At 37.1% G+C, this 13,339-nt stretch carries 12 protein-coding genes and 4 pseudogenes; 12 read left to right on the plus strand and 4 right to left on the minus strand.

The features are described 5' to 3' along the window. Window positions 1-328: 328 nt before the first annotated feature. Both MKY17_RS11110 and MKY17_RS11115 read right to left on the minus strand, forming a co-directional pair. Window positions 329-475 carry a hypothetical protein gene (locus MKY17_RS11110; RefSeq protein WP_169803979.1) on the minus strand — a complete coding sequence of 49 codons (147 nt, stop codon included), beginning with the start codon at window positions 473-475 and terminating at the stop codon, window positions 329-331. 58 nt (window positions 476-533) lie between these two features. Beyond that, the gene (locus MKY17_RS11115; RefSeq protein WP_339201897.1) at window positions 534-1,661 is read right to left on the minus strand and encodes a PrpF domain-containing protein; all 1,128 of its coding nucleotides are present in this window, start codon (window positions 1,659-1,661) and stop codon (window positions 534-536) included. Between the two features lie 148 nt (window positions 1,662-1,809). On the opposite strand from MKY17_RS11115, the gene MKY17_RS11120 reads away from it, so the two are divergent. Both MKY17_RS11120 and MKY17_RS11125 read left to right on the plus strand, forming a co-directional pair. Continuing rightward, window positions 1,810-2,673 carry a LysR family transcriptional regulator gene (locus MKY17_RS11120; RefSeq protein WP_034313052.1) on the plus strand — a complete coding sequence of 288 codons (864 nt, stop codon included), beginning with the start codon at window positions 1,810-1,812 and terminating at the stop codon, window positions 2,671-2,673. A 252-nt stretch (window positions 2,674-2,925) separates the two neighbouring features. Continuing rightward, window positions 2,926-4,236, plus strand: coding sequence for a citrate:proton symporter (locus tag MKY17_RS11125; RefSeq protein WP_339202366.1), 1,311 nt, complete (start codon window positions 2,926-2,928; stop codon window positions 4,234-4,236). Between the two features lie 94 nt (window positions 4,237-4,330). On the opposite strand, the gene yyaC is transcribed toward MKY17_RS11125, so the two are convergent. Continuing rightward, window positions 4,331-4,903 (minus strand): spore protease YyaC, encoded by a 573-nt coding sequence (gene yyaC, locus MKY17_RS11130; protein WP_339201898.1) that lies wholly within the window; start codon window positions 4,901-4,903, stop codon window positions 4,331-4,333. A gap of 259 nt (window positions 4,904-5,162) precedes the next feature. Here yyaC and MKY17_RS11135 point away from each other — a divergent pair, with 259 nt between their 5' ends. Together MKY17_RS11135 and MKY17_RS11140 are read left to right on the plus strand one after the other, a co-directional pair. Further along, window positions 5,163-5,357, plus strand: a complete 195-nt coding sequence (locus MKY17_RS11135) for an alkaline phosphatase PhoX (RefSeq protein ID WP_339201899.1) — start codon at window positions 5,163-5,165, stop codon at window positions 5,355-5,357. After that, a pseudogene (locus tag MKY17_RS11140) lies at window positions 5,321-6,167 on the plus strand (alkaline phosphatase PhoX). Before MKY17_RS11135 ends, MKY17_RS11140 begins: the two are co-directional and overlap by 37 nt. Here MKY17_RS11140 and MKY17_RS11145 read toward each other — a convergent pair. Then, window positions 6,146-6,305, minus strand: a pseudogene (locus MKY17_RS11145) (GTP cyclohydrolase); the annotation flags it as partial. The pseudogenes MKY17_RS11140 and MKY17_RS11145 overlap by 22 nt on opposite strands. Between MKY17_RS11145 and MKY17_RS11150 the strand changes: the two are divergent. The 8 genes and pseudogenes from MKY17_RS11150 to MKY17_RS11185 form a co-directional block, all read left to right on the plus strand. Further along, window positions 6,297-6,884 (plus strand): annotated as a pseudogene (locus tag MKY17_RS11150) (sulfite exporter TauE/SafE family protein); the annotation flags it as partial. The pseudogenes MKY17_RS11145 and MKY17_RS11150 overlap by 9 nt on opposite strands. A gap of 564 nt (window positions 6,885-7,448) precedes the next feature. Next, window positions 7,449-8,348, plus strand: a complete 900-nt coding sequence (locus MKY17_RS11155; RefSeq protein ID WP_098373083.1) for an ABC transporter ATP-binding protein — start codon at window positions 7,449-7,451, stop codon at window positions 8,346-8,348. Further along, on the plus strand, window positions 8,341-9,591 hold the full coding sequence (locus tag MKY17_RS11160; protein ID WP_098373082.1) for an ABC transporter permease: 1,251 nt from the start codon (window positions 8,341-8,343) through the stop codon (window positions 9,589-9,591). Before MKY17_RS11155 ends, MKY17_RS11160 begins: the two co-directional genes overlap by 8 nt. Window positions 9,592-9,763: 172 nt before the next feature. Then, window positions 9,764-10,066, plus strand: coding sequence for a hypothetical protein (locus tag MKY17_RS11165; RefSeq protein ID WP_098373081.1), 303 nt, complete (start codon window positions 9,764-9,766; stop codon window positions 10,064-10,066). A 275-nt stretch (window positions 10,067-10,341) separates the two neighbouring features. After that, window positions 10,342-10,605 carry a hypothetical protein gene (locus MKY17_RS11170; protein WP_286178638.1) on the plus strand — a complete coding sequence of 88 codons (264 nt, stop codon included), beginning with the start codon at window positions 10,342-10,344 and terminating at the stop codon, window positions 10,603-10,605. A 13-nt stretch (window positions 10,606-10,618) separates the two neighbouring features. Continuing rightward, window positions 10,619-11,011, plus strand: a complete 393-nt coding sequence (locus MKY17_RS11175; RefSeq protein ID WP_339201901.1) for an ATP-grasp domain-containing protein — start codon at window positions 10,619-10,621, stop codon at window positions 11,009-11,011. A gap of 321 nt (window positions 11,012-11,332) precedes the next feature. Then, window positions 11,333-11,485: a YfhD family protein gene (locus tag MKY17_RS11180; protein ID WP_098373080.1), complete on the plus strand. Its 153-nt coding sequence runs from the start codon at window positions 11,333-11,335 to the stop codon at window positions 11,483-11,485. A gap of 391 nt (window positions 11,486-11,876) precedes the next feature. After that, window positions 11,877-13,063, plus strand: a pseudogene (locus tag MKY17_RS11185) (FMN-binding glutamate synthase family protein); the annotation flags it as partial. Between the last annotated feature and the right edge of the window lie 276 nt (window positions 13,064-13,339).

A 13,339-nucleotide genomic window follows, 5' to 3' on the forward strand; every position in this document is an offset into this window, starting at 1 on the left:
GCATTAACGTGCATGAAGCCAGTTCTAACTTATCAATTTACCAGTTATATTGCTGTTGATCACTCCGATGCTAAAATTCAGCATGAAAAAGGGTAGTGGATTTGTTTACTGGTATTTTTCTCTAAACAAAATGATAGATAGTAATTAGCTTTTTTTAAATACTATAGTAACCATAAAAATTTGATTTCAGTATCTGTACCCTAATTTGTATAGGGGTTTTAGCTTATCTGGGGAAATTCACTTCTATTCTCAATCCTAGTTTATTATTAAGTTTGAAGACATGGTTTAGGTGAAATACATTAGAGTCTGGGCTCTTTTGATGTCTCACTTATACAAAACAAGGATCATTGAAGTAAACAATTTCGGAAAGAATTTTAGTGCCTTTCATATTTTTGAATAGTTCTTTCGCTTCTTTTTCTGTGTCAAATTCAAATATTTTAATATTTTCTTTTAAAAAGACAGTGATGACCCACATTTGACAAGCCTCCAAGTGATAGAAAATTTTTTTGCTGTAATTTGCAGATCAATTCAAATCAAGCTAATTGATAGGAAAGCTCATAATATTTTTTCGTGTACACGTATCCCTCCAAAATGATTCTTGCTGTGCGTACCACTTTAATAGCGCGTATGTGTCCTGCCAAGAAATCAACTTTTGTTTCCATTATCCCGGCCGGGTGGGCTAATCGAAAAATTTCGTGTTTAATATTTACCATCTCAGATAAAACCGTTTCCTGTAAGTAAGCCCCTGCTGTTGCACAGATGGCTCCTGTAATAGCAAGCGCTTGATGGGGCTTTTGCATGGACATCATTCGGATCATCAAATCCATCTCTGACGCTTTTCTTTCCGATCCGTTTAGATCGACGTAATCCATAGGAGGAGCAATTAGGGTCATTTTAGGTACAGCAGGAGATTTGACAGTAGCTGTTTTCTTATCGGAAAATTGACACATTTCAGCTGCAATTGACCGAATTTCTTCCAGTTCATTTAATTTTTCCTGTGAATAATCAGTGGGCAATTCGCTTCCGCTTAGACCAATATCCTGTGCCCTTACAAAAACGAGTGGATTGGCAACATCAATAATTGAAACTTGAATTAGTCGATCCTTGGTTTTAATCATGTCAATCGGATTTCCTGTAGGGAAAAGTTTTCCTGTAACTGCTCCTTCTGCACGAGTAAAAGAAAGATAGACAGGTGATCCTTTACCAGGCACCCCAGGAATTGAGCAACATCCTTCTGATTTTACATGTCCATTTTCAACCTCTACTTCTGCAATAATCAATTTTTGTGTATTCACGTTAAAGATTTTCACCGTTGTAACAGGTTCTTTTGCAGGGACTAATCCTTGCTCAATTGCGTAAGGTCCTACAGCAGATGAAATATTTCCACAATTTCCTTTAAAATCAACCATTTGATTATCGATACTAATCTGAGCAAATGTATATTCCACATCGAATTCTGGTGAATCTGATTTTTTGATAATCGCTGCTTTACTTGTCAATGAATTCGCTCCTCCAAGACCATCAATCTGTCTCCGATCCGGACTGCCCATCACGTCAAGTAAGAAACCTTCCCAGTGTAAGGGATTCGAAGGCATATGTTCATAGTTAAGGAACACACCTTTACTTGTCCCGCCGCGCATTACAACTACAGGTACTTTCATTGTATAACCACCTTTTCTCAACCAATATTTATAGCACTACCGGTTCCTTTGAAAATATAGTATGATAAGTTTGTTCATAAGTAAAATACATATTTTTTTAATAAAAATGATAAAAAAACTTATAATCTATAAAGTGGGAGATGGTTAAGTGGACGAAAAAGATTGGATTGCGATAAGGGTACTTTATGAAGAAAAAAACATTAGCCGTGCCGCAGAGCGTTTATATATATCGCAGCCGGCGTTAACGTACCGGCTTAAAAATTTAGAAAAAGAATTTAGCACGAACTTATTTTTCAAAATAAAAGGAGGCATTGAGTTCACTTCAGAAGGGATACATTTAGCGGGCTATGCGGAAGAAATGGTGAAAAAGTTGCAAAAAACGAAAGATTATATGCTGAATATGAAAAATGAGGTAAGAGGAACGTTAAGGCTTGGCGTTTCCAGCAACTTTGCTCAATATAAACTACCAGAAATATTGAAAAAGTTTTCAACACAATATCCTCATGTACAATTTAATGTGAATACAGGCTGGAGTACTGAAATCATGCATCTTCTGGATTCCTCTAGTGTTCAATTAGGCATTCTGCGTGGAAATTATGAATGGTATGGAATCAAATCGCTACTGCATAAAGAAAGACTTTGTTTAATTTCTAAGAAAGAGGTAGACTTGGATAATTTGCCAGAACTTCCATTCATAAATTATAAAACCGACAGTTCTTTAAAAAACTTAATAAATGGCTGGTGGCATGATAGATTCCCGGAGCCACCATTTGTAACTATGGAAACAGATCGGCAGGAGACGTGCAAAGAGATGGTCAAAAATGATCTTGGTGTTTCTATTCTGCCAGAAATATGCCTGCAGCCTTCAGATAATTTGCATACATACGGGTTATCCTACAAAAATGGGAAGCCGGTGTTAAGAAATACATGGTTAATGTATAACCAGGATTCATTAAAACTCTCTACTGTGAAAAACTTTATTGATTTCTTGAATAAAAATTCCAATCTATAACGAAAAAGCACAATGAAATTATTGACAATTGCATTGTGTTTTTTTGATTTCTTAATTTAATATAAAATGGATTATAAGTTTTTTTTTCGAAAAAGTACAAAAAATATGTATTTCACTTATTTAATGATATGAACTATTCTAAAAATAGAAAAACAAAGCAACAGAGAAACAGAAAATAATATGTTGTATTTTTTAACTATTCAAACTTTTCATCTGATTTGTAAGCGGTTTCTTTAATAGGAGGGGATTCATATTCTAACGTTACTTGGAATTTCAATGGTCGTTGTTTTTACTTATTTAATCATGTCTAAACGGTTATCACCAGTTACTTCTCTTGTAGTCATTCCAATTATCTTTGCATTAATTGGCGGATTTGGTCCAGAGCTCGGAGATATGATGCTCGATGGAATAAAGGTTGTCGCACCTTCAGCCGCTTTGCTATTGTTCGCTATTTTGTTTTTCGGAGTTCTGATTGACGCTGGATTATTTGATCCACTTATTAAAACTATGTTGAAAATCGTAAAAGGGGATCCGGTTAAAATAGCGATAGGAACAGCAGTAATCGCAATCACCGTTGCCTTAGATGGTGATGGTACCACGACTCATATGATTACGATTTCCGCTATGCTGCCTCTTTACTTACGACTTGGTATGAATCCACTTATTCTTGCAACTATTTCTATGCTGGCTGTCAGTATTATGAGTGGTATGACTCCTTGGGGAGGACCTGCAACTAGAGCAATAGCATCTTTAGGTCTGGATGCAAATGAATTCTTTGTCCCGATTATCCCAACACTATTCTCAGGAATAGCAGCTATTATTTTTACCGCTTATGTACTTGGTAAAAAAGAGCGCAAAAGGCTTGGCGTTGTTTATATCAAATCTGCACCTGAAATGAAAGGGGCTCTTGCTGAAGCAGCGGTAGCTTCCGCCATACAAGTCGATTTAAAGCGCCCTAAATTAATATGGGTCAATCTTTTGTTGACGCTCACAGTAATGGTCGTTCTTATAATGGGCTTAGTACCGGTACCGGTGTTGTTTCTAATCGGGTTTGTGCTTGCTTCGATCATTAATTACCCTAATTTAGAACAGCAAAAAGAGCGAATCGTGTCACATGCAGGAAACGCTATAACCGTTGTCACATTAGTATTTGCGGCTGGTATTTTCACAGGGATCTTTTCCGGAACGAAAATGGTAGACGCCATTGCAAATTCATTAGTGGCCATCATTCCGGATTCTTTAGGCTCTTTTTTACCGATGGTCGTTGCGTTCACAAGTATGCCATTTACGTTCGTTTTATCTAATGATGCTTACTACTTTGGTGTTTTGCCGATTCTTGCCGAAGCAGGAGAAGTTTATGGGGTGAGTCCTTTAGAAATTGCCAGAGCTTCCGTACTGGGCCAGCCTGTACATTTCTTAAGTCCACTCGTGGCCTCGACTCTTTTACTGGTAGGGATGGTAAAGACAGATATCGGGGAACTACAGCGGTATGCATTTAAATGGGCTCTAATTTGTTCATTAGTCCTTATCATTGTTGCTATCTTGACAGGGGCTATTATTTAAGTATAACGTTATCTAATAAATTCTCCGAACTTAAACAAATTAGGGCTGTGCCAAAACCAATTATTATTAGTGGTTTTTGGGACAGCCCATTCTTTTAATAAGGTCTAGAAGTCTCGCCGGTCGCTTGAGTAATGATTTTTACGATTTTATTCGCCAGGTTCATAACCGTGTATAGACGAGTATCATTTAAAAATTGCATCGTTGGCAGCGGATCTATATAATTTACCATTCCTATAATATGATAGTCTCCCACTTCAGGTAATACTTTTTTTAAAGCTTTCCCTGGGACAAGTGGTCCATTCTTCAAGAAAACATAACCGACCTGGTTTTGATCCCCTAAACAAGCATCCACACTAAAAATAAGAGGCTTTTTGAATTGTTTTTTAATTTCTTTCAACGTGTCTTTTAAATTAAATGCATGAACGGGATATTCCAAAGTACCGTATACACGATAAGGCACCGTATGTTCTTTTAGCATTGTCCCGACTAAAGGGCCTAATGAATCCCCAACTGATCGGTCTGAACCAATGCACAGAAAGATTACATCTACATTTTGACATCCTGAAGATTGAATAATCTCTTTGACTTTTAATGCTAAGCAGTTTATTTCTTCGCCTTTTGGTTCCACAGAACAAATCTGCTCCCTCTTTTTGTAAAATAGACTCATTTTGATTCCCCTTTATTCTATTATACGAATTAAAAAGATATCATGCATATAAATATGAGCATATGCTTGAGACTGATGGATATTTTTAAATTATTAGTATTCAACACTCTGAAAAATGGAAGTACTTCAAAACATGCCCTTTAATTTATTTGGCGAGGAAGTGGGAGTAGGTTTACAACTAGAATATTTCTAGATCAATTATATAGCATGGCTTTAACCGATTCCACTTTCCAAAAATTCATTAGATTCGGGTAGAATTATGCTTTCACGAACTTGTGATATCATGCCTAATGGTGACCTTGTCCCTTCCGCCCACGATGGAATGGCAGCCTATGAAGGGGAAAAGGGTACAACCATTCTTGTAAGAAACCATGAAAATGGGACAAATTCAGATTACCCTGTAAACGGAAAAAAACCTTGGAGCGCTGTGCTGCCGGCGGCACAACTACAATAATCGTTGGACAAAATAACAAAGTCATCGATCAGTATGTATCAAGTTCAGGTACAATTCGTAACTGTGCGGGTGGAGCTACGACATGGGGCACTTGGTTAACAATGGAAGAAACTCGTGATAAGGGACATGGCTTTGTATTTGAAGTGAATCCGCTTGATCCTGAAAACGAAATGTCAAGAACACCGATCCGTGATATGGGATTTCTCCGAAGAAGCTGGGCATGTTGACCCTTCAACAGGAATTTGGTATTTAACGGAAGACGCAAGTCCAAGCTTCTTGTACCGTTTTACACCACATGACCGAAGTCAAAAGCTAGGTTCTCTGCAAAAGGGCGGTATCCTTGAAGCAGCATCGATTGATTAATTACCAGCTGCATCTGCAAGTCAATTTAGTACTAGACAAAAGTTCGGGATTGTTTGGAAAAAAAATCCTGAAATTGCAAAGCAAGATGCTAAGGATTAAGGCTGTATTCAGTTTAGCCGCTTAGAAGGGGCTTATTTTTCAGAAGGCACTTTATGGTTTGATGATACAAGTGCAGGTTCAGCACGCCTGGGCTGGGTTTATCGCTACACTCCAGCGACAAACACCTTGGAACTATTCTATGAGTCTACGGATAAAAATGATTTAGAAGCCCCGGATAACATTACAATAACACCTTGGGGAGATCTTTGGATCGCCGAAGATGGTGGCGGTAATGACCGTATTGTCGGATTGAGTCCTGACGGAAAAATTTATACTTTCGCGGAAAATATGATGAATGGTTCTGAATTTGCTGGTCCTACATTTTCTCCGATACCTCTTCCTTCGTGATTCGCTAAATAAAATAAAGCACCAGAACCATGAGTCGCAATCATTTTCATAGCATGCTTTAATTGAAAGCCACAATCACAGCATTTGCTGATCGCCAGTATGACAAATACTATGTATCCGGATAAGGGCATCGGAGGTATATGGAGCTATCGTAAAAGCGGACATTTAAATAAAACGCTTATTCTCTATATGGGGATCAGTGTGTTAATTGGAAGTGTGGTTGGAAGTTTTGGATCACAATCGATGTCGGAAAACGGAGTGAATATCGTCTATGGAGTTTTGGCGTTGATAGCGGCTGTCATGATGTTCATACCGAAGAAAGGGATAGATGACATTCTTTTGGATCAAGTTACCTTCAACAAATGGCTTGCTGCCATCCTTGCCTTAATCGTTGGTTTAGGTGCCGGTATAGTCGGTGCCGGAGGGGGCTTTCTATTAGTTCCGATCATGCTTATCGTTTTAAGAATACCAACCAGGGTAACAATTGCATCTTCATAAGCCATCACTTTCATTTCATCCATTGGTGCAACAGTAGGGAAAATCTCAACGGGACAAGTTGATTACTATCCAGCATTAATCATGGTGGTTGCAAGTTTAATAGCATCTCCGCTTCGGGCGATGGCCGGTAAAAAAATGAATGTAAAAGTCCTGCAAGTCATACTGGCTTTATTGATTTTAGCGACGGCTGTGAAAACGTGGGTGGGGATCATGTCTTGAGTCACTTTCTTGCAGAAAGTGGTGGTGGGTCCTGGGGAGAGTTCATCACAGGTCATCAAATTTTTTATTTGAAACCAGTTATATAAGGGTTACCAAGGATTGTACCACTTCTATTGAAGTGGTATTTTTTTTGACATTTTTTGTGATTGTCAGCTCTTGTTAGGGATCGTAATTAATTTAACTAAGTTTGAATATTAGGAAGTAAATTTCCATTAAGTTTTGATTTTTCGACTGTTTTGTCTTTTTCAAGGTCGTCCTGTTTGTGCTGCGAATTCAACTTCAATATTCAGGTTGTATCGATTAATCGGGACGTCCAATTTTTTTAGTATTTACCCATTGATTAAACTAGACATATCGTGTGTAATTGAAAATCCGCGAATGGGAATCTGCATGAAATCAGCTAAGGTATTTTGGATCTCCTGGCAAACTGGTGGAGGGGACATCATTTGTGAAAATTTGCATATAATCGAAGGGAAAAAGAGTTATTTAGTCCTGGGTGATAGTTGAAATTGGAAAACCTTTCCGGTAACATATATTAAGAATCATATAATAGGAGGTTGTCCATTGGCTTTACAAATTAAAGAAGTTACGAAAAAATTCGGGGAATTCACAGCTGTCAACCAGCTTGATTTAACTATTCCCGAGAAAGAAATGTTCGGTTTTTTAGGTGGGAACGGAGCGGGGAAAACGACTACGTTCCGAATGATACTCGGCCTGCTTGACCCGACTGAAGGGGAAGTGATCTGGGATGGTAACAAAATCGATTATACGACAAGTTCATTGATTGGCTATCTTCCTGAGGAACGCGGACTATATCCAAAACTGAAGGTCCGTGATCAAATTGTGTATTTGGCTAGATTAAGAGGGATGAACAAACGAGATGCTTTGAAAGAATTGGAGTATTGGCTAGACCGCTTTATGGTACCCGAGTATATCGATAAGCGAGTTGAAGAGCTTTCAAAAGGAAATCAACAAAAAATCCAGCTGATTGCATCCATGATCCATAAACCTGAATTACTTATCCTTGACGAACCCTTCAGCGGACTGGATCCCGTGAATGTGGAAATACTGAAGAAAGCCGTCATCGACTTAAGGGACAGCGGTACGACAATCGTTTTCTCGAGCCATCGCATGGAGCATGTTGAGGAGATGTGTGAGCATCTTTGCATCATGCATAAAGGTTCTCCAGTTGTGTCTGGAAAATTAAAAGAAATCAAGCGTTCTTTTGGTAAAAAGAATGTGTCAATTAAAGCTGATTTTGACTTATCCTTTTTGGATAATTATTCAGGTGTAACAAAAGTAAAGAACACGATGGAAGGAAAAATTCTTCAAGTCACTGGTGAAGATGTGGCTGAGAACATGATTCGTGATCTTGTTCCAAGAGGTTTCGTCCGGAAGTTCGAATTGGAAGAACCATCGCTGACGGATATTTTCATTGAAAAAGTGGGTGCCGTCTATGAATAACTTTTGGATTGTCCTTTCCCATACATATCTATCAAAATTAAAAACGAAATCCTTTATCATTTCTACAATCATTATGATGGCCCTGATTCTTGTCCTTACGAATATTTCGAATCTTATTGATAAATTCGACAGTGATGATCAGGAAAAGGTTGCCGTCATCGATAAGACTGAAGGTAGCTTATTTGATTCTTATAAAAAAGCGGTAGCAGGTGTGAACGATGACCTATCGATAATATCCGCCCAGGATGAAAAGGAAGCGGAGGAAATGGTCAGCGCAGAAGAAATCGTTGGTTATTTGTTAATCGAAAAGGACGAAGCCGTCGGCTTCAAGGGAACGTATAAAGCGAATCAAATTTCAGATTCTGCGGTAAGTAATGATTTGCTTTTAGCGCTTACCCAATTGAAGGGTCAAATAACTGCGAAGGAATTGAATTTGACAGAGCAGCAAATCGCTCAATTGAATACGCCGCCAGCATTTGATACGATTGCGCTTCAGAAAAATGCAAAAACGGAAGAGGATCTCAACCAAGCACGCGGTCTCGTGTATGTGCTCCTATTCGTCATTTACTTCGGTGTATTGATGTATGCAACGATGATTGCAATGGAAGTGGCTACTGAGAAAACATCACGGGTCATGGAAATCCTGATTTCAAGTGTCCCGCCAGTCACACAGATGTTTGCCAAAATAATGGGTGTTGCTTTGCTTAGTCTTACGCAAATGATTTTATTTTTTGGAGTGGGCTATTTCTCGATTAAACAAAACTTGACAGGTATGGATGAAGGATTCTTTTCATTTTTCGGTTTCGGAAGCACCGATATCTCAACAATCATTTATGCGATCATCTTCGCTTTGCTTGGTTATTTTCTGTACGCGACTCTTGCGGCATGTCTTGGGTCCGTTGTGAGCAAAATTGAAGATGTCCAGCAAATGATTTCACCGATGACCATGTTAGTCGTCATTGCCTTCATGATTGCGATGTTTGGACTGGGGAATCCGTCAGCGAGTTATATTACGATTACATCATTCATTCCATTTTTCACGCCAATGATCATGTTCTTGCGCGTAGGGATGCTTGAAGTTCCATTCTGGGAAATCGCCATCAGCATTGCTGTGTTGATCTTAACCATTGTTTTACTAGGAATAATCGGGGCAAAAATCTATCGTGGTGGAGTCTTGATGTACGGAAGCTCAAAATCACTGAAAAGCATCAAGAATGCCTTGCAATTATCAAAGAAAAATTAACATGAAACCTGGATCCTTCATTCCTGTTGAAGGTATTCAGGTTTTTTAATAAGATAATACCATTCAAATAAAAAATATTTTGAGATTAATTAAAAAGGAAAGAAAAGTAACATAGATATAAGGGAACATAAATATATTCCATTTATGAAACCGCGATTAGGAGTGAACTATAATGAGCAATCTGGTAACGTTGACGATAGCTTCAGAAGCGTTTCTCTTGCTATCCTTCATCATTATTATTTTATCAAGCAGGAATCCGAAAAAGAATGTTCTCTTTGTCATCCTATTCATCATTGGAGCTGCACCGCTTTTATATTTAGCCATAGATCATGTAAAAAACGATTATATGGATGCAAATATAGGATTGGGTCTTGCCTTTATGTATACCTGGATATATAGCGCAGTTGCCTTTATCATTGCCATCATTCTTTTATTGAAAAAGAAAAGGAATAATAATATTTCAAAAGAACAGTAATATTCCCATTATCCAATCAAGTTCCGGTTTTTAATTAGCTTTTTTGGATTTGAGGATATATGGGTTCCGCATTTACGTTCTTAAGAGTGGAGTCCAAACTTCTCGATCATGGTAATGACTTAAAAATATGGTGGTACCCCTTAAAGAAGTATCACCAAGCCAATACGAAAAAGGGTTGCCCCTAAAAGTCATTTTACTGACTTTTAGGACAGCCCTTTTTTGTTTTTAAATCCTTTTTAAATCAATGAAAATAAATGTAAAGCAGGTGAGGGTTAATGAACACACTATTGTTCGTAACAGATTTATACTATGAAGCAAAAGGAAGAAATTATTATGAGGAGGATTTGTTCCTTACTTCGAAGCTTAGAGAAGATTTTAAGTTGGGCATTTGTCATCCTGAAGACACTGAAACGTTTGAAAAAGATTTTGACTTAATAGTATTTCGAAATGCTGGTCCAGTAGCGAATTTTAAGGATACGTATCAAGCATTCCGCAATAGAGTAGTTTCTGGATATTTTGAAAACATACAATTCATTTAACGGAGAGTCTGATATGAACGGGAAGGAATACTTAATTGAACTAATGAATGCTCAATTTCCTGTTATTCCAACTATAGAAACTCTTGATTCTTTAGATAAACTCCCTAATGTAGAGACGTATATTGTAAAGCCAAAAGATGGTGCAGATTCAATCGGTTTGGAATTTGTAACGAAAGATGAATTGAGTGATAAAGTTGATTCAGAATCAAAAAACACATTAGTACAACCATTTATCAACTTTGAGTATGAGGTTTCATTTTATTTTATCGATAAAGAATTTCAGTATGCTCTTTATGCACCAGATAAAGATCAAAGATGGGAATTAAAAGAATATGCACCTACTGTAGAAGATTTAACTTTTGCAAACAAATTTTTTGAATGGAATAATCTTGATTGGGGGATTTAACGAGTTGATGTTTGTCGGAATGAACAAGGTGAACTTTTATTAGTTGAATTAGAAGATTTAAATCCCTATCTTTCCTTGTTAGAATTATCTGATGAAACACTGAAGAACTTTGTAGAGGCAATGAAAAAGTCATTACTGAAAACTCTTCAGCTTAAATTTAAATTTTTCTTATAGAACTATCAGGTGCGTAGTAGTAAAAGAAGGAGCAGTCCCAAAAAAATTTTATAAGGAAAAAAGTCGTTCATGAACAAATCTAAAGATATATAAATGTGATTCTTAGCCATACTAATAAAGATTAAAATATAGTTAGGAGGCAATATTATGGGAAGATCAAACAATCAAAAATCATCTAGCAGAAAAAAATCATTAGCTCAAACTCCCAATAACTTAAAAATCGAACCGGATCGTGTGAATGAAGAGTTTTCGCGTGAGCTAGGTGAAAGTGCGAAAATAAGAGCTACAAGACCTAAATGATACTACAAAAAAAGTGATTGATTACACTCTTTTTTAAAATTTTAGTAAAACAAATCGCGCTGTTTTTTAATAATTTCTATAGAACCAACCTTGCGTTTGTTGAAGAAGATGTTTCACAAGGACCCTATTAATATGGTCCTTTTTTCTTTGTGAAAAATCAACAGCATTTAACCAGTGTCTTTAAATAAAAAAATGTGGCAATAGTATAAGATCAGAGCAAAAAACACGGTTTTATGCTTTGAAGCTAGACTTTTTCCCTGATGTACCTAATAAAATTACATAACTCTAGTATTCGTTAAACACAATGCGTTTTACAACAAAAATAATGGTATGTCTCTAATAAAGTTGTATGAACGAATATAAGATTAATTTTTTAAAAAAACAAACTAGTTCTGAAGCAGGTGACGTCCTGCATCGACCACTTGGCTCTTCAAAAAAATGGCCGCATTTGGATCCAATTACCTTTATCCCTGCTTAAACGACACCATTTCCTATTGATGGTGAAGACGACGTTGATGTTAAGGTAACCATTGGACCAAAAAGCAAAAAAAACCAAATTCCTCTTATGATTACAGGGATGACCTATGGTATCGCACTTAGTGAACAAACAAGGCTTTCTTTGGCGGAAGCAGCAAAAAATGTAGGAACCGCGATTAATTCCGGAGAAGGCGGAGTAATACCTGAAGAATTAGATAAAGCAGGAAAAATATTTTACTGTTTTCAAAAACAGAATGGTCAAAGGAAGAAGATCTTATTAAACGTGCCGACATGATAGAAATTAAGTTCGGACAAGGCGCACTAGCTGGAATGGGTGGAAAAATTTTACCCAAAAATTTAACAGGTCGGGCTCATGAAGTGGCGGTGCTTAAAGAGAATGAGGATGGAGTCTTTTTGAACATTTTTTTGAAAATCAAACATTGAAAGATATTAAAAAAATTGTTAATGAACTTCGGAGCATAACTGGTGGTGTTCCCATTGGTGTGAAAATGGGGGCAGGTGGAAAAATTGAAGAAGATATAGACCATTTGATTGAACTCGGTGTTGATTTCATTACGATTGACGGCGGCCAAGCTGCCACACACGGTGCACTACTACCCATTTTATCAGATGACATGGGAATACCGACATTACATGCAGTTGTCCGGGCTGTTAATCATTTAGAAACGAGAAAAATGAAGGGTCAAATTAGTTTAATTGTCTCAGAAGGGCTAATAGTACCTGGGCACTTTTTAAAAGTACTTGCACTCGGTGCTGATGCTGTTTATGTAGGATCTGCCATATTATTTGCTGTCTCACATAGTCAAGCATTGAATGCTCTTCCCTTTGAACCACCTACACAAGTTGTTTGGAATCAAGGTGAATTCAAGGATCAATTTAAGATAGAAGATGGAGTAAAAGCAGCAGAGAAATTCTTTACAGCAAGTATAGAAGAAATGAAAATGGCATTAAGAGCGATGGGAAAACGCTCCTTAAAGGAGTTTTCAAAAAAATATTTAGTTTTCCTATGATGAATTGACTGCTAAAATGATTGGAATTCCTTTTTCATTTGAACCTTGGGAAGACATACAAAAAGAGTAATAATTGAGTGTGTACGCAGCTATCAGCAAATTTACGAAAAACAGGAACAGAATCATATATACAATATAAAATAGTTGAAAAATTAACTAAAGAATGAATGGCCTTGATGGATGGATATCCCCCAACCTGTTAGAGGGAGATGCTAAGTTTACTAATCCCTTGGCGAATCTCGATATCATTATAATGAAAATTGTAGTTCCTTTAAAAAGGGTTTGTTTAGTCATCAATTATTTACCCTTTACCTAGTCCATATTTGAATATATGCATAATAAATGT

It is taken from the genome of Peribacillus sp. FSL P2-0133 (assembly GCF_037975445.1).
Lineage (GTDB): Bacteria > Bacillota > Bacilli > Bacillales > DSM-1321 > Peribacillus > Peribacillus simplex_E.

Bases quoted from the DNA above. Each gene is read 5' to 3' on its own strand.
- MKY17_RS11110 (WP_169803979.1), bottom strand. From the start codon at position 475: ATGTGGGTCATCACTGTCTTTTTAAAAGAAAATATTAAAATATTTGAA.
- MKY17_RS11115 (WP_339201897.1), bottom strand. From the start codon at position 1,661: ATGAAAGTACCTGTAGTTGTAATGCGCGGCGGGACAAGTAAAGGTGTG.
- yyaC (WP_339201898.1), bottom strand. From the start codon at position 4,903: ATGAGTCTATTTTACAAAAAGAGGGAGCAGATTTGTTCTGTGGAACCA.
- MKY17_RS11135 (WP_339201899.1), top strand. From the start codon at position 5,163: ATGCTTTCACGAACTTGTGATATCATGCCTAATGGTGACCTTGTCCCT.
- MKY17_RS11160 (WP_098373082.1), top strand. From the start codon at position 8,341: ATGAATAACTTTTGGATTGTCCTTTCCCATACATATCTATCAAAATTA.
- MKY17_RS11165 (WP_098373081.1), top strand. From the start codon at position 9,764: ATGAGCAATCTGGTAACGTTGACGATAGCTTCAGAAGCGTTTCTCTTG.
- MKY17_RS11170 (WP_286178638.1), top strand. From the start codon at position 10,342: ATGAACACACTATTGTTCGTAACAGATTTATACTATGAAGCAAAAGGA.
- MKY17_RS11175 (WP_339201901.1), top strand. From the start codon at position 10,619: ATGAACGGGAAGGAATACTTAATTGAACTAATGAATGCTCAATTTCCT.
- MKY17_RS11180 (WP_098373080.1), top strand. From the start codon at position 11,333: ATGGGAAGATCAAACAATCAAAAATCATCTAGCAGAAAAAAATCATTA.